General features: G+C 44.9%; 18 protein-coding genes. 6 read left to right on the forward strand and 12 right to left on the reverse strand.

Annotated elements, in window-relative coordinates; all coding sequences use genetic code 11:
• Positions 1-60: 60 nt before the first annotated feature.
• The 6 genes from Q3W13_RS16445 (at position 61) to Q3W13_RS16470 (ending at position 11,608) form a co-directional block, all read left to right on the forward strand.
• Positions 61-3,381, forward strand: a complete 3,321-nt coding sequence (locus Q3W13_RS16445; RefSeq protein WP_302865574.1) for a SusC/RagA family TonB-linked outer membrane protein — start codon at positions 61-63, stop codon at positions 3,379-3,381.
• Between the two features lie 5 nt (positions 3,382-3,386).
• A complete protein-coding gene (locus Q3W13_RS16450; protein ID WP_302865577.1) occupies positions 3,387-4,973 on the forward strand; it encodes a SusD/RagB family nutrient-binding outer membrane lipoprotein in 1,587 nt (528 codons plus the stop codon).
• Between the two features lie 134 nt (positions 4,974-5,107).
• Positions 5,108-8,401 (forward strand): VCBS repeat-containing protein, encoded by a 3,294-nt coding sequence (locus Q3W13_RS16455; RefSeq protein ID WP_302865580.1) that lies wholly within the window; start codon positions 5,108-5,110, stop codon positions 8,399-8,401.
• A complete protein-coding gene (locus Q3W13_RS16460) occupies positions 8,398-9,738 on the forward strand; it encodes a vanadium-dependent haloperoxidase (RefSeq protein WP_302865581.1) in 1,341 nt (446 codons plus the stop codon). The genes Q3W13_RS16455 and Q3W13_RS16460 overlap by 4 nt, the downstream gene beginning before the upstream one ends.
• 100 nt (positions 9,739-9,838) lie before the next feature.
• Positions 9,839-10,669: an AraC family transcriptional regulator gene (locus Q3W13_RS16465; RefSeq protein ID WP_302865582.1), complete on the forward strand. Its 831-nt coding sequence runs from the start codon at positions 9,839-9,841 to the stop codon at positions 10,667-10,669.
• Between the two features lie 81 nt (positions 10,670-10,750).
• The gene (locus Q3W13_RS16470; RefSeq protein WP_302865584.1) at positions 10,751-11,608 is read left to right on the forward strand and encodes an SRPBCC family protein; all 858 of its coding nucleotides are present in this window, start codon (positions 10,751-10,753) and stop codon (positions 11,606-11,608) included.
• Between the two features lie 247 nt (positions 11,609-11,855).
• Here Q3W13_RS16470 and Q3W13_RS16475 read toward each other — a convergent pair whose 3' ends face one another.
• The 12 genes from Q3W13_RS16475 to ric all read right to left on the reverse strand — a co-directional run bounded on the left by Q3W13_RS16475 (position 11,856) and on the right by ric (position 26,672).
• Entirely contained in the window at positions 11,856-12,308 is a 453-nt protein-coding gene (locus Q3W13_RS16475; RefSeq protein WP_302865585.1) for a VOC family protein, read from the reverse strand.
• A 169-nt stretch (positions 12,309-12,477) separates the two neighbouring features.
• Positions 12,478-15,075, reverse strand: coding sequence for an alkaline phosphatase family protein (locus Q3W13_RS16480; protein ID WP_302865586.1), 2,598 nt, complete (start codon positions 15,073-15,075; stop codon positions 12,478-12,480).
• 116 nt (positions 15,076-15,191) lie between these two features.
• The gene (locus Q3W13_RS16485; protein ID WP_302865588.1) at positions 15,192-17,330 is read right to left on the reverse strand and encodes an ATP-binding protein; all 2,139 of its coding nucleotides are present in this window, start codon (positions 17,328-17,330) and stop codon (positions 15,192-15,194) included.
• 746 nt (positions 17,331-18,076) lie between these two features.
• Positions 18,077-19,009, reverse strand: coding sequence for a hypothetical protein (locus tag Q3W13_RS16490; RefSeq protein WP_302865590.1), 933 nt, complete (start codon positions 19,007-19,009; stop codon positions 18,077-18,079).
• Positions 19,010-19,179: 170 nt separating this feature from the next.
• Positions 19,180-19,947: an ABC transporter permease gene (locus tag Q3W13_RS16495; protein ID WP_302865593.1), complete on the reverse strand. Its 768-nt coding sequence runs from the start codon at positions 19,945-19,947 to the stop codon at positions 19,180-19,182.
• 4 nt (positions 19,948-19,951) lie between these two features.
• On the reverse strand, positions 19,952-20,659 hold the full coding sequence (locus Q3W13_RS16500) for an ABC transporter ATP-binding protein (protein WP_302865595.1): 708 nt from the start codon (positions 20,657-20,659) through the stop codon (positions 19,952-19,954).
• Entirely contained in the window at positions 20,647-21,915 is a 1,269-nt protein-coding gene (gene nosD, locus Q3W13_RS16505; RefSeq protein WP_302865597.1) for a nitrous oxide reductase family maturation protein NosD, read from the reverse strand. Before nosD ends, Q3W13_RS16500 begins: the two co-directional genes overlap by 13 nt.
• On the reverse strand, positions 21,890-22,330 hold the full coding sequence (locus tag Q3W13_RS16510) for a nitrous oxide reductase accessory protein NosL (RefSeq protein ID WP_302865599.1): 441 nt from the start codon (positions 22,328-22,330) through the stop codon (positions 21,890-21,892). The genes nosD and Q3W13_RS16510 overlap by 26 nt, the downstream gene beginning before the upstream one ends.
• Positions 22,284-22,895, reverse strand: a complete 612-nt coding sequence (locus Q3W13_RS16515) for a hypothetical protein (RefSeq protein ID WP_302865601.1) — start codon at positions 22,893-22,895, stop codon at positions 22,284-22,286. Before Q3W13_RS16515 ends, Q3W13_RS16510 begins: the two co-directional genes overlap by 47 nt.
• A 63-nt stretch (positions 22,896-22,958) precedes the next feature.
• Positions 22,959-24,941, reverse strand: a complete 1,983-nt coding sequence (nosZ, locus tag Q3W13_RS16520; RefSeq protein WP_302865603.1) for a Sec-dependent nitrous-oxide reductase — start codon at positions 24,939-24,941, stop codon at positions 22,959-22,961.
• A gap of 22 nt (positions 24,942-24,963) precedes the next feature.
• Complete coding sequence (locus tag Q3W13_RS16525) at positions 24,964-25,458, reverse strand: cytochrome c family protein (RefSeq protein WP_302865605.1); 495 nt, start codon at positions 25,456-25,458, stop codon at positions 24,964-24,966.
• Positions 25,459-25,721: 263 nt separating this feature from the next.
• Positions 25,722-26,672 carry an iron-sulfur cluster repair di-iron protein gene (gene ric / locus Q3W13_RS16530; RefSeq protein ID WP_302865606.1) on the reverse strand — a complete coding sequence of 317 codons (951 nt, stop codon included), beginning with the start codon at positions 26,670-26,672 and terminating at the stop codon, positions 25,722-25,724.
• Positions 26,673-26,814: the final 142 nt, after the last annotated feature.

Here is a 26,814-nt window from a genome sequence, read left to right on the forward strand (position 1 = left end):
TATTTTAGACACCCTTTGGGTGTAAGAGATAAATATTGGCTATTAAAGTCTATGTTAATCATGAAATTAACGCTATTTTTTATAGTATTATTCAGCCTGCAATCGATAGCTTCGGGCTATTCGCAGCAAAAAGTCACGATAACCACCAAATCTGCTGATTTCAAAAAAATCGTTGCGGCAATCCAGCGGCAAACTGATTACCGTTTTGTTTTCAGTGAACGAAAAATCCCATTAACAAACAAGATTGATCTTAACGTTAAGGACGAAGAAGTTACTTCGGTACTTAAAAAGGTTTTGGCTAATTCAGGATATTCCTTTACAGTGCTTGCAAACAACCTGATTGTAATTACCACCGGAAATGAAACTGTAACCAACGTAACCGTTACCGGTAAGGTTTTGGATGAGACCGGCCTGCCGGCCCCCGGTGTTTCAATCCGTCTTAAAGGAACTACTGTAGGCACTGTAACAGATGCCGAGGGAAATTTCTCTATCAGCGTTCCGGACAATGCTACACTTGTAGTTTCTTTCTTAGGATACGAAACGCAGGAAATTGCACTCGCCGGCAGAACTACTTTGACCATTAAACTTACCGTATCGGCCAAAAGCTTAAATGAAGTAGTTGTTACCGCTTTAGGCATCAAAAAAGATGAAAAAAAATTAGGCTATGCCATTACAACTGTTAACGGAAGCGCTATAGATAAAGCTAAAGAACCCAACGTAGCATACTCATTAGAAGGCCGCGTGGCCGGCTTAAGTATTAGCGGTACCAATGGCGGTGCAGGCTCGTCCGCGCGTATATTGCTTCGCGGAGTAACCAGTACCAGTAAAACCCAGGGTCCGTTATTTGTGATCAACGGCGTGCCCATGGACAACACCCAAAGAGGACAGTCGGGCGAGTGGGGCGGTGCTGATTATGGCGATGGTATTGCCAACATCAACCCTGATGATATAGAAAGTATCACCGTTTTAAAAGGCCAGTCTGCATCCGCACTTTACGGTACACGTGCTACAGGCGGTGTTATTTTAATCACTACCAAATCGGGGAAAAAGAATTCTGGATTCGGTGTGGAATTTAACTCTAACTTCCAGGCAGACAAGGTTGTAAATAATACCGACTTCCAAACAGAATACGGCCAGGGCGAAAACGGAAAAAAACCGGTAAATGCTGCTGATGCATTAAGTTCAGGCAGCCTTGCATGGGGTGCCAAACTGGATGGCTCACAAGTACCTCAATTTGACGGCAAAAGCTATGCCTACTCAAAGACCAGCGACGATTGGACGCATTTTTACAAAACCGGTCACACCTTTACCAACACTGTTGCTTTAACCGGCGGTAATGAAACAGGCGCTTTCCGCTTATCATTATCCGATCTGAATAACCATGCCATTACGCCAAACAGCGGTCTCGACAGGAAAACGTTCAACTTTAACGGTTCCCAAACTGTGATTAAAAATCTTGACGTAAACCTGGTTGCCAATTACATTTTGGATAACGAGAAAAACCGTTCAGGCTTAAGTGACGGCCCGGGCAACCCGAATAACGTGCAGTTTTTAGCACCAAATGAGGCGCAGAGCATTTTAGCCCCAGGCACAAAAGCTGATGGAACAGAGCAATCGTTCACTAACGACGTTTATGTAACCAATCCTTATTTTGCTGCTTATAATTTTATAAGCAACACCACTAGAGAGCGTTTAATATCTTCAATTTCGGCTAAATATGCTATTACGCCATGGGCTTATGTTCAGGGCCGCTTAGGTTATGATAAAATTAACGACACCCGTTTTGGTGTTACGCCTACCGGTACAGCCTATAATTCGGGAAACAATGGCAGTGTGAACACTCAAACTACTCAACTAAGGGAGTTTAATGCCGACGTTTTGTTGGGCGCCAAGCATGATTTAGTTAAGGACTTGTTAAATCTGGATTTGTCGTTAGGTGGTAACATCCGCAAAAATCAATACAGCGGAACCTACATTAATGCCAATAACCTGATCATTCCTTACTTCTATGACCTGTCGAACGGACAAACCAGAACCAGCGGCAATGTGGACAACACTTACAGGCTACAGGTGAATTCAGCTTATTATACCGCTGATTTTGGTATAAAGAACTTCCTGGTGCTGAGTACCAACGGTCGTTATGACTATTACAGCAGTATTTCTAAGGCTGTAGGGCCAGGTATCTTTACGCCTTCGGTATCAGCCAGCTTTATTTTTTCTGAATTTACACATATCAGCGCCCTCGACTTCGGAAAACTGCGTATTTCCTACGCACAGACCAGCGGCGGTGCAGATCCTTACAGTAACCAGATTTACTATAGCGTAGCCAACGCAATAAACGGCGTTAGCGCAGGTAGTTTTAGCAACCAATTACCAAACGTTCTGTTAAAACCTTATACCTTAAGTGAGTTTGAAATTGGTACGGAACTTAAATTCTTTAAGGATCGCCTCGGCCTGGATGTGGCTTATTTCGATAAGAAAACCAAAAACGAAATCGTTAACAGCAGTATAGATATCTCAAGCGGTTATACCAACGCATACGTGGCCACCGCATCTATGCAGAATAAAGGTATTGAGGTTGAAATCCATGGCTCGCCGGTTGTTGGTGCCTTTACCTGGACCCCATCTTTTAACTTTACCTACGTTAAGAACAAGGTATTGTCAACAGATGCCAACGGAAACAATATCGGCTTAGGTACTTATCGTCCGCTAAATGCTACCACCGCCTTTGTTAAAGGCATGCCAGGCCCGCAGATCATGGCTAACGACTACAAACGCGATGCCAGTGGAAATATCATATTCGATGCAACCGGTAATGCAGAAACTACCGGACGTATAGCAATGGGCAGTGTAACCCCTAAAATATACGGTGGTTTGAACAACGATTTCAGCTACAAGCATTTCAACCTTTCATTCCTGGTTGATTACCGCTTCGGGAATAAAGTGTTATCAGCAACCAACTATTACAGCATCTTCCGCGGTGAGAACAAGATGACGCTTCCCGGCCGCGAAACCGGTGTTGTTGGTGTTGGTGTAACTGAGTCGGGCGCGCAAAATACCACTAATGTACCTGCAGAAACTTACTACCAGACTTTAGCCCGCAACGTGTCGGCATTGAACGTTTTGGATGGCAGCTTTATTAAACTGCGCCAGGTAACACTTGGTTATACAATCCCAAGTGAGGCTATCGCACACACACCATTCAATTCTATAACCTTGTCGGCTGTAGCAAGAAACCTTTGGACAATTATGAAGCATACTGACAATATTGACCCTGAATCGAACTTTGCACCAGGCATCAATTATGCAGGTATTGAAGGCACAAGCGTGCCAGCTGTGAGAACGTATGGCTTTAATCTAAACTTCAAATTTAAAAAATAACAAAGATGAAAAAACGACTTATATATAGTTGCCTGGTTGCAGGCGCTACTCTTATAGCGGGTTGTACTAAAGACTTTGAAAAAATAAATACGGATCCTACTAAAGTAAGCGCAAATTTATTTAACGCCAATTATTTGATGGCGCAGGCGCAGATAAAGTTCTCGAACACAGGATACGATCAGTTGCTGTTTCAAAGCATGTGGGTGCAATCATTGGCTTCTACGTATGATTACTATGGCAATGGCGATAAGTATGTTTACGCAGGCAGCGGCAGGGATTATTTTTCACGCACCTGGAATACCAGCTATGGCTCATCAACGCTTATTGATGAGATGAAAAACCTGATAAAAGGGAATCCGGCCTATACCAACCTGGATAATTGCGGTACCATTTTAAGAATGATGATACTGGAGCGCATTACAGATGCCTACGGCGATGTTCCCTTTTCGCAGGAAGGGCAAGCAAAAACAGGCATAACAACGCCCGTTTTTGACAGCCAGCAGAGCATCTACACTTCAATGTTGTCTCAACTTGAAACTGCCACCGCAGCCCTTGACCCGGCAAAAGACAAACCATCATCTGACCTGTTTTACGGCGGCGATATAACCAAATGGAAAAAGCTGGGTTATTCGCTGATGCTAAGGGCCGCTATGCGCCTTACAAAAGTTGACCCCGCTACTGCACAGAAGTATGCCGAGAAAGCATATACCGGCGGTACCATGACATCAATTGATGACAACGCAAAAGTAAAGGCCGATAATGCAAACGGTAATGGTAATAGCGATGCTGCAGCATTATTGGTTCCCGATGACTTTAGAGAAGTAAGATGGTCAAATACCCTGATGAGCTTTATGCAGTCAAGTAACGATCCGCGCATCAGCGCTATCGGCGAAATATCAACCGGTACCGGAAAAAAAGCCAATGAAAACGAGGCGCCTGGTATCAATACAGCAGCGCTTCAAATTGGTATGCCTAACGGTTATGACCAAAAAGGCGGTGCAACCGATATTTCAAAAGCTCCGGGCTATCCCGGTGCAACCCCGGCAGACCCTGCCGTTGCAGGCGACGCCGCAGCGCCCGATGGCAAATATTCGCGCCCGCAGTTTGCTGTTTATGACGACCGTAACCGCTATAACTTCATCCTTACCTATGGCGAAACTGAGCTTTTGTTAGCCGAGGCCGCTACAAGGGGTTGGGCAACTGGTGATGCAGCTACGCATTATGCCAATGCGCTTACTGCTGATATGCAAACTTTGGCGCAATTCGGTACAACTTCAGTTCCATCCGCAAGCATAACCGCTTATGTGGCTGCGCATCCTTTAGTGCCGGCTACTGCACTGGAACAAATAAACATGGAATACTTTGTTGAAACATCTACGACATTTAACTTCAACGAAGCATGGTCGAACTGGAGAAGGTCAGGATATCCTGCAATTACTCCTGTTTCTTATCCAAATCAGTTTGCTACCAGCATACCAAGAAGGATTCCGTACCCGGTTACCTTACCTGCAACAAACGGCGTAAATTATGCCGCCGCTGTTCAAAAGCTGGGAGGAGACACCTTCACAGCGCGGGTTTATTGGGATAAATAAATTTGCTGAATAATTCAACAGATGGGGAGAAGCTAATTTCTCCCTGTCTGTTTTATAAACCTTTTGTTTTAACTTATATTAACCTGCTGCGACCTGTGTACCATCAATAGTCGCTGCATTTAAGCCCTGACTAATTGAAACGAATTTTTATTATTGGCCAAATACTTACAGGAGTTTTTTGCTGTACCTATTTTACGGCGAATGCTCAGCAACCTCTGTTTAAGCTGCTAAATGCCAGGGAAACCAATATAAAGTTCAGTAATGACATTAACGAGACTGAAGCGCTTAACGTGCTCTCATACGAATACTTTTACAATGGCGGCGGCGTGGCCGCAGGCGACATTAACAACGATGGTCTGCCCGATCTGTTCTTCACTGCTAATATGCAGCCCAACAAGCTGTACCTGAACCTTGGGCACATGAAGTTCAAGGACATCACCAGAGATGCAAGCCCTGACCTGCAGGGCCGTCCGGGTTCATGGAAAACCGGGGTCACCATGGCTGATGTAAATGGGGATGGTTTACTGGATATTTATATATGCTACTCCGGGAAAACCGGCGATGACAGGCGCAGAAACCAGTTATTTATAAACCTGGGGAATAATAAATTTAAAGACGAAGCCAAAGAATACGGCCTTGACGACCCCGGATACAGTACACAGGCTGTTTTTTTTGATTATGATAATGATGGAGACCTGGATATGTTCCTGTTGAACCATAACATAAAAAAACTGGATAATATGGAGCTGGCCCGTTACAAAAATCAAACAGATGATCTGGCCAGTAATAAATTATTCAGAAATGATAACGGGCACTTTACCGATGTGTCAAAAACAGCCGGAATAGTTCAAAATCCCCTTACGTTCGGTCTGGGCGTAGCCATTGCCGATATTAATAAAGACGGCTGGCAGGATATTTATGTAACCAATGATTATAATGAGCCTGATTATATTTACATCAACAACCACGACGGCACCTTTGCCGAAAAATCAAAGGCCATGCTCAGGCATATGTCGCACTTCTCGATGGGGGTGGATATTGCCGATTTTAATAATGACGGCTTGCCGGATATACTGACACTCGATATGCTGCCGGAAGATAACCACCGGCAAAAATCGCTTCAACTGGAAGAAAACTATGAGTCTTTTGCGCTGATGGAAACGCAGGGCCTCTATAAACAATATATGCGGAACATGCTCCAGCTAAACAATGGGGACAATACCTTCAGCGAGATAGCACAGCTGGCGGGCATTTCGAACACCGACTGGAGCTGGAGCCCGCTGATAGCCGATTTTGACAACGACGGCTATAAAGACATATTTATCAGCAACGGCTATTTAAGAGACTACACCAATAAGGATTTTTTACGCTACTGGGGCGATTATAAAATCAAAAAAGCGATGGCTGCTGAACCTTTCAGGCTGATGGACCTGATTATGGCCATGCCTTCGACAAAGCTGCCGAATTATGTATTTAAAAACAACCGCGACCTTACTTTTAGCAACAAACAAGTTGACTGGGGACTTAACGAAGCAACCGTTTCGAGCGGGGCGGCATACGTCGACCTGGATAATGATGGCGACCTGGACCTGGTGGTGAATAACATCAATCAGCAGGCTTCGGTTTATCAAAATACGAGCCGCGAGAGCGGTAACACTTCTTACCTGGCCATTAAGCTAAAAGGAATCGCTAAGAACACTGACGCCATCGGAGCAAAAGTATATGTGTACTCGCCGGGAAATTTGCAATACCAGGAAGTTAACCGTAACCGGGGCTACCTGTCGGCTGTATCCACCACGTTGAATTTTGGATTGGGTAAGCAAACATCGGTCGATTCGGTCCGCATTATTTGGCCGGATCAGTCTGTGCAGATGCTAACAAATGTTAAAGCTGATCAACTGCTTGTTATTGCTGAACAGCCCGATAAAAGACATGAAGATAGCTCGGTTGCCCCCAAGAAAACTATTTTTAAGCCCGCCAGCCCGATAATTGATTTTAAACCCGAAGAAATCACCATAAATGATTTTAAGCGCCAATTGCTGATGCTTTTTATGTATTCCAAAACGGCGCCGGTTATTGCCAAAGCTGACGTAAATAGCGATGGTTTGGAGGATTTGTATATTAGCGGCGATAAAGATAGTCCAGGTAAAATCTATTTACAGGAGGCGGGCGGAAAGTACCGCGCCGTGAAGTTGCTAAGAGGCGGGGCGGAAAACATCGGTACGATCGCTGCCGCAACATTCTTTGACGCCAATGGCGATGGCAGGCCCGATCTGTATCTTGCAAAAGGAGGTTATTCGTTATATGAGCCTAATACTGCTGACTTGCAGGACGAACTATATTTGAATGAAGGTGATAACCGCTTTGTATTATCGCTAAACACCTTGCCTGTACTTAATGCCAACAGCAAATCGTGTGTGCAGGCATGTGATTTCGACGGTGACGGCGACCTTGACCTGTTTGTTGGAGGAAGAGTGATTCCCGGCCAATACCCGGTTGCACCGCAGAGTTACCTGTTGGTAAACGACGGAAAAGGCAAGTTTAAAGCGGCTGACTTTTCATTCGCTAAAATCGGAATGGTAACCGATGCACAATGGATAGACCTGAATAGTGATGGCCGCAAAGACCTGGTTTTATGCGGGGAATTTATGCCGATAACCGTGCTGATAAACACTCCTGAAGGCTTTAAGGACAAAACATCGGATTACTTTAATACCCCACAAAGCGGGTTTTGGTTTAAACTGGCCTTTGCAGATGTAAATGGAGACGGTAAGCCGGATTTAATAGCCGGTAATCTGGGGACCAACTCGCAGATACATGCAACGGCTGCCGAACCTGCCGAAATGTATTATGCGGATTTTGATAACAATGGCTCGATAGACCCGTTCTTTAGTTTTTATATACAGGGCAAAAGCTATCCATTTGTAAGCCGCGATGAATTGAACGATCAAATTTATCCCATGCGGAGGCGTTTTAGCTCGTATAAGATGTATGCCGATGCAACCATCAACGAAATATTTGATGCCGGTGAACTTGCTAAAGCCAAAAAGCTCAGCATCAACAACGTCAAAACGACACTTTTCATTAATAACAACGGCAAATTTACCGCTGCGCCACTACCCGTTGAAGCCCAGTTTGCACCGATTACCCAAATACTTACCGGCGATTTTAATCACGATGGGTTCGCTGATGTATTGTTGCTGGGCAACCACTCAGATAACCGACTTAAAGTAGGCAGCATAGACGCCAATTATGGCTGCCTGCTAACAGGAAATGGAAAGGGAACGTTTACCTATATCACCCAGCCAGAATCAGGCCTTTCAGTTACGGATGATGTAAAATCGGCCATTGAAACAACTATAGATAAAGTTCCGTACCTGGTTATCGGCACTGCCGGCGAACCTCTGAAATTTTACAAAGAACAATGAAGTTTTATACTCTTTTTACAGCGCTTTTTTTTACATCAGCCGCCTTTTGTTTTGCCCAAAACAAACAGGCAGAGCTCCCGGATTATCTACAACCCGATCACGCTGTAAATGCGGTAACCATGGTAATGGTGCATGATGTAACCAACCCGCCGGTCGCCGCACGCTATTATGCTTACTGCATGTTAGGCGCCTATAACCTGGCAGCGGCGAATAACAAGAGCATCCCGCCCCTTGAATCGTTCGTAAAGGATTATAAACACAACGCCGGGCTGGATACTCTGCACATCAAATATGATCCGAAGATTGCCGCATATTACAGCATTCTTGAAATTGGTAAATCACTCCTCCCTTCAGGGTTCATGCTGAAAGATGACGAGGAAAATTTTATCCGGACAGTGCAAAAAACTGGCGTAAAGCAAACCGTGATAAATAATTCGGTAAAGGCTGCTCAAATCGCAGCGGCAGCAGCTGTAGACTTTTCCAGGACCGACCACTACAGTAAATTAAGTGCATTGAAAAGATATACCCCTATTCAGGACGAGAGTAAATGGTACCCAACACCGCCGGGATATTTTGAGGCTGTTGAACCCAATTGGAAAACTATCCGCACTATGGTTATCGACTCAGCCAACCAATACAAACCCGATCCGCTCATACCCTTCAGTAAAGATACCGCTTCGGCATTTTACAGGCAGGTAAAGGCAGTTTATGATGTATCGAAACACTTAACCACTGAACAAATTAACCAGGCGATGTTTTGGGACTGTAATCCTTTTGCTATTACAACATCTGGCCACATGATGATAGGCTATAAAAAGATTAGTCCGGGCGGGCATTGGATGCATATTGCCGGACTGGTGACCAGGAAAGCCAAACTAAACTTTGACAATTCGGTTGTGGTGCTTACGCTTGAGGGTATTACCCTGATGGATGCTTTTATAAGCTGCTGGGAAGAAAAATACGACAGCAACCGCATCCGCCCTGAAACCTATATTAACCGGTACATGGATGTTAAATGGCAACCCATATTACAAACACCGCCTTTCCCGGAATACACCAGTGGCCATGCTGTTATTTCAAATGCAGCGGCAGAAGTGCTAACCTATTTACTGGGTGATAATTTTGAATACACCGATAATACCGAAATTCCTTTCGGAAGCAGCGAGCGCTCGTTTACCTCGTTCAGGCAAGCCGCCGCAGAAGCCTCGATGTCAAGATTTTATGGAGGCATCCATTATCCCGAAAGCATTGATAAAGGCAACACACAGGGTAAACTGATTGCCGCCGGCATTATTGCCAAGCTAAAAAAAGCGGGTATTAACAGGCTGGTTAAATAGTCTGGCTTCCTTATGCCGTAAAATATCTGCATAAAGCTTTTTGCATTTATAGAGATTTGATAACTTTATCTTGAAACAGTGAATATTGCCTGTTGAAGTAATGACCGCCTTTAGATTCATTCCGGTAACCCCGCACCTTTTATTAAGCCCGTATATTGCCAAAATGTATGTGTTTGAAAGCAGCGGCCGCTTGCCCGAATTGGATAAAAAACTGATTGTACCGAATGCAAATTTCAAGCTAACGCTCACCTACCGCAATGGTATAGCGGCCGGGATTGGGACCAACACCTTCGTGCAGGATGAAAATAAACTAAGTTTAGCTGGTATCATTGATACCCCGGTAAGCCTCGATCCGTGTGATGATATCCAAACCGGCACTATCATTATAGAATTTAACCCGGTTGGCGCTTATCGTTTGTTTCGCTTATCATACGCCGATATTAAAAATCAAATCGTGGAACTGGGCGATTTGCTAGGCAACTATACCAAAGAGCTTGAATCGCGGCTTGCTGAAATTAACTCTGTAACGCTGAAATTGCAGCTATTGCAAAATTTCCTCATCAAACGGCTGGAAAAAACTACTGCCGACCCGATCTACGACTACTGTATCGACCGTATAACCGCCGCCGATGGCATAATTAGCGTGGCAAAGCTGGAAAAAGAAACGGGTTACAGCTCACGCTGGCTGCATACAAAATTCTCGGAACACCTGGGTACCGGGCCCAAAAACCTTTCGGAAATAATCCGTTTCAAACAAGTTTACCGGGCGTATTCAGCCGGCAGCGACATGAAAGGCTTGAAAACATACATGTATCGTTACTATCACGATCAATCGCATTTCATCAGGGCGTTTAAGCGATTTACCGGTTACACACCAACTGACCTCCAGAACAGCATGAACGAGCTTGCCACACGGCATTATACAAGTTAACTTCCGATTTGTACAATACTTCGGTTTTTTTGCGCCCCATTTTTGTCTGAAAAAATGAATAATTATTAATCAGCAAACGCAATGAAAAAGAATGATTTTAACTGCAGCATTACCGTAAAAATGAGCGCCGCCGAAGCACTTGAAAAAATAAGTAATGTGCCTGAATGGTGGGGAGTAGCATTTACCGGGAGCGCCGCAAAACAAAATGACGTGTTTACGGTGAAAATGGGCGGCGACGCCTTCTTCAATTTCAAGGTAACCGATTTAATACCAGGCAAAAAAGCAGTTTGGTTAGTTACGGATTGTTACATGCCCTGGTATACTGCTAAAACAGAATGGACCGGTACAAAGCTGATATTCGATCTCCCAGAAGACGACGGCCTTACCAAACTGAATTTTATCCACGAAGGCCTCACGCCTGATAGTGAATGTTATAAAGACTGCGAACCGGGATGGTCGCATTGGATAAAGACAAGCCTCTTCTCGTACCTTACCACCGGGAAAGGGCAATTGAAAACAAAGAAAAAGGTAAGCTACAGCACTAGTATTACAGTGCCGTTTAGTCCGGCAACTGTGTTTGAACATATCAACGATGTGGCCAGGTGGTGGCCCGAGGATTTTGAAGGCAAAAGCACAAGTCTTAATGACGAGTTTGTGCTAAAAACCGGCGATGTCCATTATAGCAGGCAGCGGATTATTGAATTTGTACCAGGCAAAAAAGTGGTGTGGCTCACTACCGATAGTAAACGCACTACCGACAATTATGAATGGACCGGCACCAAAATGATCTTTGAGTTATCCGATACTGCCGATTCAACAACGGTTAATTTTACTTACGATGGGCCTGTTTTTGAAAACGAATATAACAGGCTCGTCCAGGAATGCGATGGGGTTATTAAAACAAACCTATACAACTTTATAACCGGTAAGAACAAGTAGTACAAAGGAACAATATAGCCCCCTTTAACAAAGTCTCCGTCAACCCGGGCAGGCGTGAAGACCACGCTTGCCCGCTACTACAGTTATACGGCACCCGTCAAAATTTTTCCGGCTGATTTGGAAATTGTTAACAGCTTATCGTAATTACTTGATACTATCAATTCATAATCAATAATTTCAGCGAAACTCAGGGTATTCATGAGAAAAAATGAACAGTATGAACGAAATAGATTTGAGATCTCAGGTCTTATTGCTTCCGCAGTTCCTCCGCCAAACCAATTAAGATTCCCTCAACGCCGCGTATGTAGCAAAGCTTATAAGCATTCTCATACTTAACCACCTCTCCCACCAGCTCAGCGCCATGTTTGGCGAGCCGGGACACCAGTTCATCGATGTCTTCAACGGTGAACATGGCACGAAGGTAGCCGAGGGAATTTACCGGGGCGGTGCGGTGGTCGGCAATTACCGCGGGCGTTATAAACCGCGAAAGCTCGAGACGGCTGTGACCATCGGGAGTAATCATCATGGCAATTTCCACATGCTGTGCGCCCAGCCCGGTAACGCGGCCGGCCCACTCCCCTTCTATCGTAGCCCGGCCTTCCAGCTTCAGGCCTATCTCGCGGAAGAAGGCAATTGCATTGTCGAGGGACTCCACCACGATGCCCATATTGTCCATTCTCAATAATTTGTTTTCTGCCATAGTTTTAATTGCTTATCGTTAATAACGTTTAATTGCATAAATGTTCTGAACAAAGTATGCCAGGTTTAAAATATTAAATTGTACAAAACAGAATAAAGCTGCAAAACCCTATAAAAAAAGCGAACAATCAAACATTGTCCGCTTTTTGCTTTAATTACTTAAAAAAATTTCAATCATCATCATCCTTATATTGAGGATCAATCTGCAAACCCAGCGCCTTTAAACCCTTGCCATGTGCCCCGAAGTATTTTTTTGGAAACGGCTTGTCACCATGAATGGTTGACCACAGGTATTCACTGAATAACAAGGCATCTTTATCGTTGAGGTCGGGTTTGGAGAAGTCCATTTTCTCTGTTAAAGGAGCCAGTCTTTTAGTGGTTTTGCTGCCTATCTTTTGCTTGGGCGGGTTCATTTCGTTAATAGCAACAGCCGGCGTCAAGGTAGTATAAGGCGTGTAATCCGGGCTTTCCTGGAAGCAGTCATTCATTAAAGGGGCCATGGCCACCATTTGATTCATCGGCTGTGTACCAAATATCTGGCAAATGGTATGCAATACAGATGCCTGGTTATAAAATTTGCTGACGATACTTTTCCGCTTTGCATACGGGCTGGCCACAAAGCAAACCGACCTGTGACCGTCAACATGGTCTGTGCCGCTTTGCGGGTCATCCTCATTCACAAATATGGCCATGTCTTTCCAGAACGGACTTTTGGAAAGCGCCTCTACTACCCGGCCGGTCGCCAAATCATTATCAGCCACATAAGCTCGCGGCGTAGGTGATTTTTCGTCGTACCCGCTGGTATGGTCATTAGGTAAGTAAATAATGGTAAAATCAGGGAAGCTGCCTTTGGCCTCATATTCATGCAGCGCCTTGATAAATACATCGGCCCTTATTTGTTCCGGAATGGTCAGGTTCCAGCCGGGGTATCGCAAGTCGCTGTATTTTTCGAGGCTTTTTGACTGGTAGGCGCATTTGTACCAAACGGAATCGCCTTTATCCTTCCAGTTATCATACAAATTTGTCCAGCTTTTGCCTTTTGTTACCTCTGCCAGGTCGAACTCGCCAAAATTTCTGAAAGATATGCCTTTGCGCAACAGGTGGGTCCAGATAAAACCGCAACCGGCATAGCATAAAGGATCGGTGCCGAAATCATAGGCGCAACGCCCGCCCGAAAAGTCTTTCTCGTGGTAAGGTGTAGAAATGCCCTGGGTTGCCCATTGATGGCCGTCGCTGGAGTTAATGCCGTTGCAATAATAATTGTCAAGTAAGATAAATTGGCCGGCGAGACTGTGGGCATTGGGGGTTATGTGTTTGGCGTATTCAACCAGGGTGGAGTCGCAATTGCCCTTCCCGAAATCGCCTAATTCCTGGTCGAATTTTTTATTTTCCCTTATGATATAAACCACATGTTTTATAGAGGAAGGCTCGCCTACATTGGCCGGCACCGGCTGAGGCCTGGCCTTTAAATTTGCCTCAGCCTGCGCGCGCATCATTTCTATAAAATGAAAGCCTTTTTTTGCCGTAGTAGTATAGGCATCCAGTTGCGCCTTACTGGCCGGCAGGGCCACCTTTTGTAAAGCGCCCTGCTTCAATGGGGTAACGTTGCCGATAAACAGGTTATGCGCAGTAACGCACACAGCACCCGGAAAACCGCCGCCGGCAATAAACCCGTAAGGACCTTTTTGCGGATGCTTGGGGTCGATAAGCGCGATTGCATTATTACCCGCATTGGCGGCATACAATACTTTGCCGTCGGGGCTAAAGGCTAACGCCGTAGTAAGGCTTCCATAAGGCAGGGATGGATCAGGCTTCGTATCTATAGTATGTACCACTGCCAGTTTTTTTGTGTCCACCACGCTGATGCCATCGCCGCTTTCATCAGTTACATAGAGCAGGCTGCCATCGGGCGATAAAGCCATCGATTCCGGGTATATGCGGGTGGCGATCTGCTTGACCGCTTTCCTCGATTGAATATCGATTACGGTAACAGAGCCGCGCAGGGCGATAGAGTTGTCGTCTACCGCAACCTTTGTCCCCGCTGATACCTCCGTCCGGTCTCCTTTTCGGGCTTGCGGGCCGCCGAAATTGCTTACAAATGCAAGCCTTTTGTCTTTACTGATAACAATGGCATACGGGCAAACGCCCACCGGTACTTTGGCCAGCACCTTACCTGCAGCAATATCCACCACCGCTACCTGGTTGGGTATAGCCAGCGCCACATAAGCAATATGCTTATCCACTAAGCCTATACCCAAAGGGGTGGCCGTTTTTTTATTAACAGAAAGATCAATCTTTTCGGTAAGCTTAAACTCGCCCGATTGAGTGATATTGCCTATATACAGGTTCTTCTGTGCGCCGGTAAAATAAACGGTAGAGTCGTTGCCGTCAACTGCGAGGCCATACATGGAACCCGCTTCATCTTTTTCGTATTCGAACCGGTTGGCCACCGTAAAGTCGTCCGCATTAATAACGGCCAAGCCCCCATTGTTTTTTGAAAGGAGGAATTTGTCGTGCCTGGCCAGTTCTATGTTCATTACGCGGGTGCCTTGGGCCAGGTCGAGGGTTTGGCCGGCAGGGTTGAACGCCTGGCTGTTTACAAACATTTTATCACCTGCCGAGGCTTGGTTCCAAGAAGTATCAACCGGGGATTTAACATCCTTTCTTTTTTCAGGCGATTTTGATGTTTGAGCCTGTATGCTTTGGCTGCATATAGTAAAAACAGACAGACATACGCCAGTAATTAAAATGGAGTGAGAAATTTTCATGCTCATAAACTGATGCTACCTAAATTAGGTATTGTTCAGCAATAATAAACATTGTTTATTGTGATTAAATTTTGCTGAGGTTAAAAAAGTGTGAAGAAATGGGCATCGCCGGTTCATTAAACCGGCAGCGAAATAACAAACTCCGCACCTTCACCCTCCTTCGTTGTAAACTCTATATTGCCCCCGTGCCCGTTCACCACGATATCATAGCTTAAAGACAGGCCCAAACCCGTGCCTTCGCCAGTAGGTTTGGCAGTAAAAAAAGGCTGCATCACCTTGTCTCGTATAGCATCCGGGATTCCATCCCCGTTATCTTTTACCGAGATCATCACGAAGCCACTTTGCAGTGTTGTCCGAAGTTCTATCGTCGGTATATAATCGGCTCCGGTTGTTTTTGCCTTTTGCTGAATGGCAAAAAAGGCGTTGTTGAGCACATTCAGCAGCACCCGGCCAATATTCTGCGGAATAACGTTTGCTTTAGGAAGCTCCGCCGCGAAATCTGTTACCAGCACAGGATCAAAATTTTTATCCTTTTCCCGCAGGCTGTGATAAGCCAGGCGCAGGTATTCATCGGCTAAAGCATTCAGGTCTGTGGGCTCCTTCTGACCAGAAGCCATGCGACTGTGCTGGAGCATGCTTTTTACAATAGCATCAGCACGCTTTCCGTGGTGATTGATCTTCTGTTCATTTCCTATCAAGTCGTTTATCAGCTCGGCCTCCAACTGCTCATCCCTTTTATCCTTCGGCTTTGTACTTTCTGCTTTTAACTCCTCCAGCATTTCCTGGTTCACATCCGAAAAGTTGTTAACGAAATTCAACGGGTTTTGTATCTCGTGTGCGATACCCGCGGTCAACTCACCCAGTGAAGCCATTTTTGCCGACTGAATAAGCTGGGATTGCGCTGCCTTCAATTCCGTAAGTGATTGATTTAATTCAACTGTACGCTCGGTTACTTTTTGTTCAAGGATTTCATTTTGGCGGGCAAGCAGGTCCTGTTTTTCTTGTTCCTGCTTAAGGCTCCTGGCTGATAAGCGCTCCACCTCCGTGAGTTTTTGGCGAAGTGAAATAAGGTTACGTGAAAACTCTCCGGCGAGCAGTATAGCAAGCATAATTGCCGGCGTTAAAAAGGCCAGGGCTACTTCAAAACTTTCCATTAAAAAGGATTGATGAATACCCAAACCGTTTGTAGTGAAAAGAATAAAAAATATTAAAGCAACGCAAATGCCCGCCAGGAACAATCGAGCCCCGTCTTTTTTTTGCCTTACCGCTTTTACGGATAAGCCGATGATGATGAGATAATTTATAACATTGTAAATGGCAAGTACGACTTCATCCCTAGCGTTATCGCCAATAAATTGGACAATAATAACCGGCAGGCAAAGCGCTGCCATTGCATAAAGCAACCAATTGTACCGGAAGCCAAAAAAAAGATACGTCATTGCCAGCAAAAAGACAAGTTCAGCAGGCGCCGAAAGATTAAACGCCCACTGAATCACAGTTATCCAATTGGCGGTTGGCAAAATTGGGACCAAAAGACCATCCATAAGGGTAAATAGCTGTAAAAAAGCGAAAACCGATAAGTACAGATTAATTTTTCGTTCGCGGTTGAAAAAGTAAATGGCCAATTGCAATATGCCCAATAACATAAAGCAACCCGAAACCCACGACCGGGTAGTGTAAAAATCAACCACCAGGAAAAACCTCTCCCATGCGCTGTCCACTTCTTCAAAAGAAGCAGCTATTACAGGATCTCCGTACCCGATGATGAAGTTCGATTTGTTGAACGAATAGCGGATCGCCAGGTACTGCAATGGAGCATTACTGAGCCGGACAGTCAGCGGTTCATCCCTGGAGCGCCGGGTTTGCTCCACGGTGTAGTCTGCGCTCACCCTCCCCATAGTACGTATAAGTGTTCCATTAAAATAAATTTCTGCGGCACCATGTTGATTTACAATCAATGCGACAGTCTTGCCCCGAAGTGTGGGCGACACCTGTATTTTTAGCCGGAACCATCCAATTTGTTCATTGTTGACTTGCGGCAAAAAATGGCGCAGTTGTGTAGGATCCAAGCGTTGCCAACCTTTATCGTTAAAAGCGGTGTCAACCCAGGCGGCGTTATCGCCCATATGAAATCTCCATTGGTTGGTGGCCCGGGCAGGCAGGCGATCAAGTTTAAACCCAGTATCAGGGGGCAATTGACCGAACACAGTTGAAAAATGGAAGAGAATTATTACAAGCAATAATTTATTCATCATAAAAATATTGCGATGTTAAGTATGGAATATTTGCCGTTCGATTTTGCTTCGGGAATACCACACAAGGGAGATGACAGGATTAAATAGGGGTGGCTTTTTCATTAGGAATACCGGCTTAAAAATTACGCTGAATATACTGATTAATTAAGTTTTATAGATAAAAAATGAAATAAACTAAATGCTATCTCCAGTGCGGCAGAAACGCTTTATTGGGCAGATAAAAAAGTTCACCTCGCCGGTTCAAGCGAGACGTCATAGCCGTTAAATTAAAGATATTTATGCTTATAGCGCTCTCTAAATCGCCCCCGGGCAGGGAAGACTTTATCTGCACTCTCTCGCAATTTTTAAAGTCCTCCCAACGAAGATGATTTAAGCAGGGGGTGACCCGCTGCCGAGGGTGATTTTGCCTTAAGTTAGCGTGAATTAGATGTAAGCAAATGGATGCATATTTTCGGCCTTCTTCCTGCAAAGTTCCGGTCGCCTAACCCTGCCCCTCTCCAATTACGCGCCGTAGCTTTAGCGGTGGCACAAGGAGAAGGCTCTAAACGCTTGCTCAGCTCAGGTCATCTCCAAACAGCCTTTTGTCGCTTCTCTTTTCCCGTGTTGATGGTGACTGAAAGCCGGATGAGGCAAGAGGATTATTTCGAGAGGGCTTTTCCGTCTAGGTAAGGCTAGCATAAGGTTTAAGGTTTCTGCCCTTATATCGAACTCACGTAAGCTAATAATACACATATTTATCGAAAACGCTAAAAAGACCTGACTATACCTATCCGGACCCTGTAACCGGCATCGTTCTGGTTGCCATTCAGATGTTGAAGCAGCGGCGGTGAAAAAGTAACAGGTATCCCCCACTTTTTATAGAAAAGATTAGCGCCCAGATTGATAAAACCCAGATAATATCCTGAATTCTTGTCAGAGACACCATCTTCAGTTATTTTATCAAGCAATTCACCATAATAACCACCGAATACATTTAACCCAAAGTTATTTTTAGCTGCAAGCTTTGGATCAGATGTACAAAAAGAAGTCTCTCCGCCAGCAATACGGTACGATAAGGTAACATTTTGAACAAATACGCTGCTGTAATAATTACCGCCGAAACCTTTGGTAGTATGTTTATAAAACAAGTTGCCCTGCAGAGAAAATTTAGCCCACCGGTGAGCGGCAAGCAAGCCTGCCGCAGGATCGTATGAACCGGAACCAACAACAACCGTTGTGTTGTCAAAGTTTGAGCTTTTTTGTACACCGGTGGGTAGCTTAATACCTGCCTGTAGCGCAAAACGGGTATTGCCATAAGTCGCTACCTCAAAAGTGCCGAGAAGCATAGCGTCACCAAGTCCGCTGTCGTTACCATAGTTTGTATGCAGAAAAGTATAGGGCAGCAGGGCTGAAAGAGTGACCTTGTCGCTCAGCCCGTACCTCGCGCCAAGCGAAGTAATGGTCATGTTTTTCAGCGGCGCTTCTTCATCGCCGAGGGGCGTAACGCCGGCCCCGGCCCTGATAGTCCGAAAGTCAGCGTAAGTTTCTATCACAAATTGTTTTTTCGGCAGCGTGAAGATGCCATTATTAAAGTCGCCGCTGGCAGAGGCTGCTCCGGCGCAACAAGCACATTGACTGTAAGCAAGGTTTGAAAAGAGGAATATCAGGCCCAAAGTAAAGGCAATAAGTTTTGTAGTCATTTTTATAAAATTTTAGGTATGCTGCTTGCAACGCATTTTAAAGGACAATTAAGTAAACAGGCCAAAGCGGCGGGGATAAACGCGGGTCAGCCCACAACGAGGTAGAAGCGCCCCTGGCACAGAAAGCAGCTTGCATATTATTTCAGCATTTTATTGTCAGTTCATTTCAATCACAGATCCTTCTTTTTGAAGGCCTTTAAAGCCAGCAACAACGGCGCTCCTATCCATATAATTTGCAGGATCAGTGAGAAGATGATGCCTGACCCGCTGCCAAAAAACTGCTGGTATAATGCGCCGGTATAGCCCATTAAGGCGGAAATATCAAGCTGCAGCAAAATGAGTATCCGTGCCAGGTCTATCGGGTTCAGGGCAGTAAGTGCTATCATAGCTTTTTCCAGCGGGTAGTCGGCGAAGCTGTAGAGGAATAATAATACCAGTCCGTCAAACAGTATTGCAAAATAAAACCACAGCATCAGCGCAAGCCCTATCCCCCGGGCCTTATCGCGTGTGCGGGTAGAGGTAAAAAATGCAAGTGATACGAAACTCAATGTGAGCAGGCACCCCGATACCATTAGTGTGATACCTGTGGCTGAAAACGCGAATATACTAACCGGAATACATACGCCTGCTACAAATGCAAACAGCACCGAACTGCCAATACCAATAAATTTGCCCATCAGGATATTTTTACGGCTGATAGGCTGTGATACTAATAGTTCGGTAAATTCTGCCGCATTGAAATAGTAAGTAGTCGAATACACAACACTCACAAGCGGAACTATGATCATGATGACGGTGGTGATGCTCACCAATCCCTTGGTTACATCGCCGTCTGCCATAAATATGGTAAGGCTGATGGCCAGCAGCAGCACAGTATAAGCAATAAGCACTTTGCTCCTTACTATATCCAAAATGATATATTTAGCTATCTTAAACATCTGATTATACAATTATTTTGGTGAGTGCCCGGCCCAGTTTTTGTTCGCCTGTCTCGTCTTTTAGCTGGTGCAGCGACTTGTAGAATTTAATCTGTCCCTCAATTAGATACATAATGTTGTCCGAGATTTCATCGGCTTCGCTCAGGATATGAGAGGTGATAAGTATCAGCTTGCCCCTGTGTTTTTCGTGCATAATTTTTTCTTTCAGTGCTTCTGCAGCAAAAGGGTCCAGGCCTGCGCTCGGCTCGTCAAGGATCAGCACATCCGGGTTGAACATAAACGCTAATGCAGCACTTACCTTTTGAAGCGTTCCGCCAGAAAGGGTGCGCATGGTTTTATTATACATGCTCTCCAGTTTGTACTCTTTCAGCAGGTCAGTGTCCAGTGCCGTGTCCTCCTGCCTTATATCCATTACCATCCTGAAAAGCTGACCGATCTTCATATTATCGGGATACCTGCCTATCTGTGGCATGTAGCCTATGTGGCGTTTGTAGTTATATGTACCTGTTACAGGGGCGCCTTTAAACAAAATATCGCCTTCGTCCGGTATCACCATGCCCAGTACCGACTTTATAAGCGTGGTTTTTCCAGACGCATTCGGTCCCAGTATCGAAACAACCCTGCCCTCTTCAAAGCTGCAACTGATATTTTTTAGTACAGACAGCCGCCCGAATGATTTTTTTAGCCCTTTTATGCCTATTATCTCTTCCATGGTTTCATCATAGGTTTTTCATCTTTCACTGTTTCAGGAGTTACCGAGGGCACAGCGCGCTCCACCTTATCCATCAGGTTTACAATAAAGCTGCGCATAAGCATCACACTTTGCGGGTTTTGCTCAATAACCTGGGCGTAAAGGCTTATGGGCCTGTATGGTACATCGCCAATGCCATTTTTGTCCAGGTCATACCCTTCATATTTATCCCAGTAATTATTACTGAAATAATTTTCCTTTAGCGAGCCATTGGTAGTCGCGTCAAAAGAGTTCCCTTCAAAATTGTTGTTCGTAAAATAATTGTTATAGCAGCTTGCCAGTACCCTTACGGCCCAGCCGTTCGAACGGAAGTTGTTTTTAGTCACCCTTATCCTTTCGGTATTTTCCATATAAATGCCCGTAGTATTCCGTATAAATTGATTCCCCTCTATTTGTGCGTCGCTTATCTCTTTAAGCAGTAGTCCGTAAATGGAACCGCCCCAGTTTTGCGTGAACGTATTGTTCAGCATCTTTATCCGCCGGGTATACATCACCGCTACACCCGACCCATTGTTGCGAAAAGTATTGTGCAGGTAAGTGTCATCGTCAGAAAACATAAAATGCAGGCCGTACCGGATATTCTTTTCGCTCACATTGTTTTCGATGGTGCTGTTTTTGGCAAACTCAAAGTATATCCCGTCCCGGTGATGCGTAACGTAATTACCGCTGATAAGCACATATTTACATTTCCAAAGGTGGATACCGTTGCCGGAGTTTTCGGCGTTATTGGAGCCGGACAAATGATTATTGATTACGCTGATATTGTTACTGTCAGAAAGGTATATTCCAAAGAAATTATTAAGCAGCGTATTATTGCTTACCGTTACGTTTTGAACTTTGCTGAGCCTGACACCCGCAAAATCTCGCATCGACCCGGTTCTTGAGTTTTGAATTATAAATCCATCAAACTTTACATTATTGCTCGTTATGGTAACTACCTCTTCGCGGTGATGAGCATCCAGTACAGGCTTGCCCTCACCCAGTATGGTCAATTCTTTATTAACTATGGTGTTAATGGATGTGTATAGCCCCGGTTGTACAATAATGGTATCACCATTCTTCGCCAGGTCAATTGCCTTTTTTAGTGTTTGGATCTGGGTATGCGGAGAAACAATTATAGTGCGGCCAAATACGGCAGCCGGCAGCATCAGCAGCAAACAAAGCTTAAGCAGATAATTCCTCATGATAATTTTACGGTCTGGACTTAAGTAGTTCATTCCAGTTATAAATTGTACCCGCTGCGCCATTTTGAAAACGTTTCGCCAGGTTTTCCGAGCCGAAAGCAGCAAGATTTCCACCCATAGGCGAAGAAACAGTTGGAGCCTCGAGGAATGCAGATTTTCGGGCATCGTTAAATGATCCGGGAGCCTGGTAGTAGCTAACAAACAACAACGCCTGCTTATCGGTTGCCAGTCCGGGGTTTTCTTTCAGGTAACCTGCCATACATTCGGCGGAATCAAACTTGTATACCTTCCCTTTAGCAGTTACAATTTCGGCAGCAAACCTTTTGTCCATAATTGTCATTTTACAATGCCAGCAGGCGTCCTTACCATATTGAATAGCTTCCGGACCACGGGAGCAGGCGCTAAACAGCAAGCCGGCGATCGTCAGGAGTATGCAGATTTTTTTCATTGTTGATTTTCGATTTTTTTCTTTTGATAAGCGGCAGTGCGGCTAATACTCCGCCTATACCCACTATAATGCCGCCAGTGTCGGGGAGTGAGCCTGCTGTAAAATTGAGCAGCTGCTTATAGCCAAACAACGGCGGCTGATAATACATTCCTTCAACCTTTATAGCCGCATGCGGGTTAAGGTGGTGGCCATAATTATATTCCCAGATATAAAAATCGGTGAAGCCGGCTATGCCAAACAGGCACAGACTCAGGAACCATGTGATGGCCAGTTTGCGGCTGTTAATAACGGCAGCCACAGCGCCAAGTAAAAGTACCATGCCAAAAGCGTAAGGCAGTATCTTAAACTCTCTAAAGTCCGCTATAGAGATATGTTTCATTCCGATATAATGGTTTAAACCATTTATCTGGTCGATATTTCCGGACAAGCCATTGAGCCATATTTTCAATTCAAGTCCTTCAGGATACTGAGGAGCATCCAGCAGGATGTGCCATAGCGGAAGCACATATGCGCCCAGCATCAACACGATGCTTGTCCCGATCAGTATCCGCAATACAGGTTTCATAATTTTACAATTTTATCACCCGCACGTCTCACGTGGGTCGTAGCGGGTGATACATTTATATAGTTATTGGGTTACAGGGTTTACACCGATGGAAAACTTAAGCGGCGTATCGGCGCCGGCGGGAGATACCCTGAAGTATCCTTGCATCTCCTGGTGCAGCGCCGAACAAAAATCGGTGCAATAGAATGGGAATATACCGGAGCGGTCCGGGGTCCACTTCAGCGAGGAGGTTTCGCCCGGCATAATCAGCAATTCAGCATTATTAGCGCCCTTTATTGCAAAACCATGAGGCACGTCCCAGTCCTGTTCAAGGTTAGTTACATGCACATACACCTCGTCACCCATTTTTATCCCTTCAATATTGTCAGGAGCCAGGTGAGAGCGGATAGCCGTCATATAAACATCCACCCGGTTGCCGGTACGAACAACCTTTGAATCTTTTTCAGCCCTGGTTACATAAGCATTTTTATTATCCTCTATTTTGAAAAACTTAACCTGGTTTTTCAATATTTTGTCTGCAGGTATCATCTGACCATAATGAGGCTCGCCGATTGTCGGAAAATCCAGCAGAAGCTTCATTTTTTCGCCCGAAATATCTATCAGCTGACAGGCCTGCGGAAGTTCGGGACCTGTAGGGAGATACCTGTCCTTAGTTATTTTGTTTAACGATAAAAGGTACTTGCCGTAAGGCTTTTTAGAATCACCGCCAACGATGGACAGGTGCCCCGGTGAATAGTAAGATGGTATCCTGTCTATAATTTGCAGATTGTCTATTTTCCATTTTACTACCTCCGACGAAACAAACATGGTGGTATAAGCGTAGCCTTTACCATCAAATTCGGTATGCAGTGGCCCCAAACCAGGCTGTTTAACCTCGCCATGCAGCACAGATTCATATTTTAATACCGGCAACGTGCCGTCAATCATTCCATCGTAATCCTTTTTATCGATGGCAGTCAGCATTTTTTTATAAGAAAATACGGGTATTACCGCGGCGAGTTTTCCGCTGGCAGCAATATACTCACCATCAGGCGCTACATCTACCCCGTGCGGCGATTTTGGGCATGGCATGTAATATACCAGTCCGGGATATTTTGTCACATCCAGCGTTAGTGTCCCGCTTTCAATTTGGGAAGAGGCGGTATGGGTCTTTTCGTTGTATACATTATGCGCATATTTAACCGGTGTTTTAACCCCTTTGCCCTGCCTGATCAGTTCCTCGGCTTTCTTCCAGTTAATTGCCATAATAAAGTCCTTATCGCGCTGGCTTGCATTAACCTCCAGCAAGGTATTTGCCTCCTCCGTGTTATAGCAGGTAAAAAATAGCCAATCATGCGATACCCCCTTGCCTGCATGGGCAAGGTCGTAATTAAAGGGAGGAACAATCAGCTGGAACGACAGGTTCATGGAACCCGTTCCTTTATCAACTTTAACAAATGATACTGCGCCCTTAAAGGTTTTCTTATAACTATTTATAGGCACATCACCTTTTTCAAAATCCAGCGGTTCGCTAAACCGGGTGTTACCTACTACATACTCTGTGTTTTCGGTACAAAACGGCGAGGCGTGGTTGCCCCCTATGTTTGGCAGCTCAATAATTTCGTCGGTTTTGAAAGTAGCAAGGTTAATCCGCGCTATGCGTGGGGTATTATTACCGTTGATAAACAGCCAGCGGCCGTCATCTTCTCCATTGGTTTTAGATAGTTCCGGGTGGTGCGAATCGTCCCACGGTACAAAACCATGAGAAGTATTCAGCATGGGTTTGGTTTCTTCCGAGTAACCGTAGCCGTTTTCCGGATTTTGGGAAAACACAGGAATCACCTTCAGCAAACGCCCCGACGGGATACCATAGGCAGCTACCTGTCCGCTAAATCCTCCGGATAAAAAGGCGTAAACCTCATCATATTTGCCTGGCGCTACATACACCTTTTGGGCCGCGTCCGCATCTAATTTTGAACCCACTTTCCCGGGTTTACAGGAATAAATTGCCAGCGACGAAAGCAGGATAATGGCCAGCGGCAAAAGTTTTATAATTGAAATTTTCATGACATGAAATTTAGAGTTGTGCTTATTTTTTATCGTTTTGCCTGAAGTATTCAAGTATCTGGCGTGTCTCGTCATCAGTTACGTTCTGAAAAGTCATTTGGGTGAGATACTGGGCCAGCAATGCTTTACCTACCGGATCTTTCTGTTCCATTTCAACCGGGTTGGTAATCTGGTTCATTATCCATTCCGGGGTGCGCCTTTCGGTAACGCCTTTCAGGCCCGGGCCTACTACCCGGTCGGTAGTTACCTTATGGCAAGCGGAGCATTTAGCAGTGAATACTGCTTTACCTTTTTCCGCCATGCCGGCATCTATAGCGCCCAACTGCACCGACGTAAATTTGCCGACGCCTTTACTATCGCTTTTCGCAGCAGGATCTGCACTAACCGCGCTCGCCGCCGCTGTTGATGAAGTATCTGATGAAGACGACTCGCTACCCGAGCCGCCGCAAGCGGATAAAAAAGCGACTAATGATATTGTTATTACAGAAATTAATTGTTTGAGTTTCGTTGTCTTCATGATCATTGATTTTTTTGTAAAACTATTGGTATACACACGGGCCCGGGGTGACGTGACTTATTTTAAAATATGATACAAGTCATATTTTAAATGATTTTTATATAATTTTATCTTAAATAATATTACTTAAATCATACTATTAAGAACTTTGACCTGTGGTAATCTTAAAGAAATCTTAACTTTTCGAGGTTCAGCAATAAGGCCGGATATCAGCCTGCTGCCGAACCTGTTTAGTTAAGAGTGGTAATTGGCGTCGTATCGCTTCACCCCTGTTCTTTTTCAATTTGTATCGCTTTTGGAAACAGGATGTTATTTTCCAGGTGAACATGACGGTACAGGTCGTTCTCATATTCTTCCAGCTTTTTGAATAATACCGTGTACGACCGGCAGGCATCAACTGGCAACAAATAGTCAAACGTTAGCCGGCGGATCTCTGCAAAATCTTCGCCCGCCTGTTCATGTTCCGATTCCATTACGTGAATGGGGGCAGAAACCAACCCTAAATCGTCAGACGGTATTTTGGCGCCTATTTTTTTATAGTACGCCAACTCCTTAATGCGCGGGAAGAGTATTCTTTCTTCTTTCGCCATGTGCAGTGTAAGATCGTGCGCAACCTGTTCAAAAACTTCAGCCACCTCAATTAGTTCCGGGTGGGCTGCGCCATGTACGCGGGCAACTTTTTGCGCTATCTCCTGCACAAACGGTGTATTGTCTTTTACGTACTGATGATGTGTATTAACAATATAATCGCTCAAAAAGCCGATATCCCATTTTTGAAAATCGTGCTCACTGTCCGGCGCCTGCTGCTCAACAGACAGTAATTCTTTTTCAAGCATCGGCCGATCGATGCCTTTCTTTTCACACACCTCGCTTACCGTTTTTTTTCCGCCGCAGCAAAAATCAATACCGAATTTTTTGAATACTGCAGCCTTGCGAAAATCCGCTGCCACTATCTCGCCTATTGTCTCAGAATTTTCATTGTCAGCTCGTTTCCCAATACGCACCTGCCATATTTCCGGGCCTTCTTCTACATATTCCCATTTAAAAATCTGTCCGCGTTCGGCTGAAAGCTGGTAGTACAGCAATTTCGGATCATGGTCGTTGTGGATAATGAACGATTCTCCGGGCAGCAATAAATCAAAATTTTGAAAGATAGTCCGGTGCTTTAACGGCGGCTCTATCACCGTTACATCAAGTATTGTTTCTGTTTCCATTTTTTAAAGTGTTTTAATAAAAGACAAAAATGTCCTTTATTATTCCATAAAAAATGACCTGCATCACTTTCCCTATAAATTTTACCTATAAGCCGGCCAGGCAAAGCTGAATGGAAAATACCATGTTGAATATGAAACAATT

Source organism: Mucilaginibacter sp. L3T2-6, assembly GCF_030519355.1.
In the GTDB taxonomy this organism is placed as follows: domain Bacteria; phylum Bacteroidota; class Bacteroidia; order Sphingobacteriales; family Sphingobacteriaceae; genus Mucilaginibacter.

Coding starts and splice junctions, on each gene's coding strand:
- Q3W13_RS16515 (WP_302865601.1), bottom strand. CDS start 22,895: ATGAAACCTGTATTGCGGATACTGATCGGGACAAGCATCGTGTTGATG.
- Q3W13_RS16475 (WP_302865585.1), bottom strand. CDS start 12,308: ATGGCAGAAAACAAATTATTGAGAATGGACAATATGGGCATCGTGGTG.
- Q3W13_RS16445 (WP_302865574.1), top strand. CDS start 61: ATGAAATTAACGCTATTTTTTATAGTATTATTCAGCCTGCAATCGATA.
- ric (WP_302865606.1), bottom strand. CDS start 26,672: ATGGAAACAGAAACAATACTTGATGTAACGGTGATAGAGCCGCCGTTA.
- nosZ (WP_302865603.1), bottom strand. CDS start 24,941: ATGAAAATTTCAATTATAAAACTTTTGCCGCTGGCCATTATCCTGCTT.
- Q3W13_RS16485 (WP_302865588.1), bottom strand. CDS start 17,330: ATGATGAATAAATTATTGCTTGTAATAATTCTCTTCCATTTTTCAACT.
- Q3W13_RS16450 (WP_302865577.1), top strand. CDS start 3,387: ATGAAAAAACGACTTATATATAGTTGCCTGGTTGCAGGCGCTACTCTT.
- Q3W13_RS16480 (WP_302865586.1), bottom strand. CDS start 15,075: ATGAAAATTTCTCACTCCATTTTAATTACTGGCGTATGTCTGTCTGTT.
- nosD (WP_302865597.1), bottom strand. CDS start 21,915: ATGAACTACTTAAGTCCAGACCGTAAAATTATCATGAGGAATTATCTG.
- Q3W13_RS16510 (WP_302865599.1), bottom strand. CDS start 22,330: ATGAAAAAAATCTGCATACTCCTGACGATCGCCGGCTTGCTGTTTAGC.
- Q3W13_RS16525 (WP_302865605.1), bottom strand. CDS start 25,458: ATGAAGACAACGAAACTCAAACAATTAATTTCTGTAATAACAATATCA.
- Q3W13_RS16490 (WP_302865590.1), bottom strand. CDS start 19,009: ATGACTACAAAACTTATTGCCTTTACTTTGGGCCTGATATTCCTCTTT.
- Q3W13_RS16495 (WP_302865593.1), bottom strand. CDS start 19,947: ATGTTTAAGATAGCTAAATATATCATTTTGGATATAGTAAGGAGCAAA.
- Q3W13_RS16470 (WP_302865584.1), top strand. CDS start 10,751: ATGAAAAAGAATGATTTTAACTGCAGCATTACCGTAAAAATGAGCGCC.
- Q3W13_RS16500 (WP_302865595.1), bottom strand. CDS start 20,659: ATGGAAGAGATAATAGGCATAAAAGGGCTAAAAAAATCATTCGGGCGG.
- Q3W13_RS16465 (WP_302865582.1), top strand. CDS start 9,839: ATGACCGCCTTTAGATTCATTCCGGTAACCCCGCACCTTTTATTAAGC.
- Q3W13_RS16460 (WP_302865581.1), top strand. CDS start 8,398: ATGAAGTTTTATACTCTTTTTACAGCGCTTTTTTTTACATCAGCCGCC.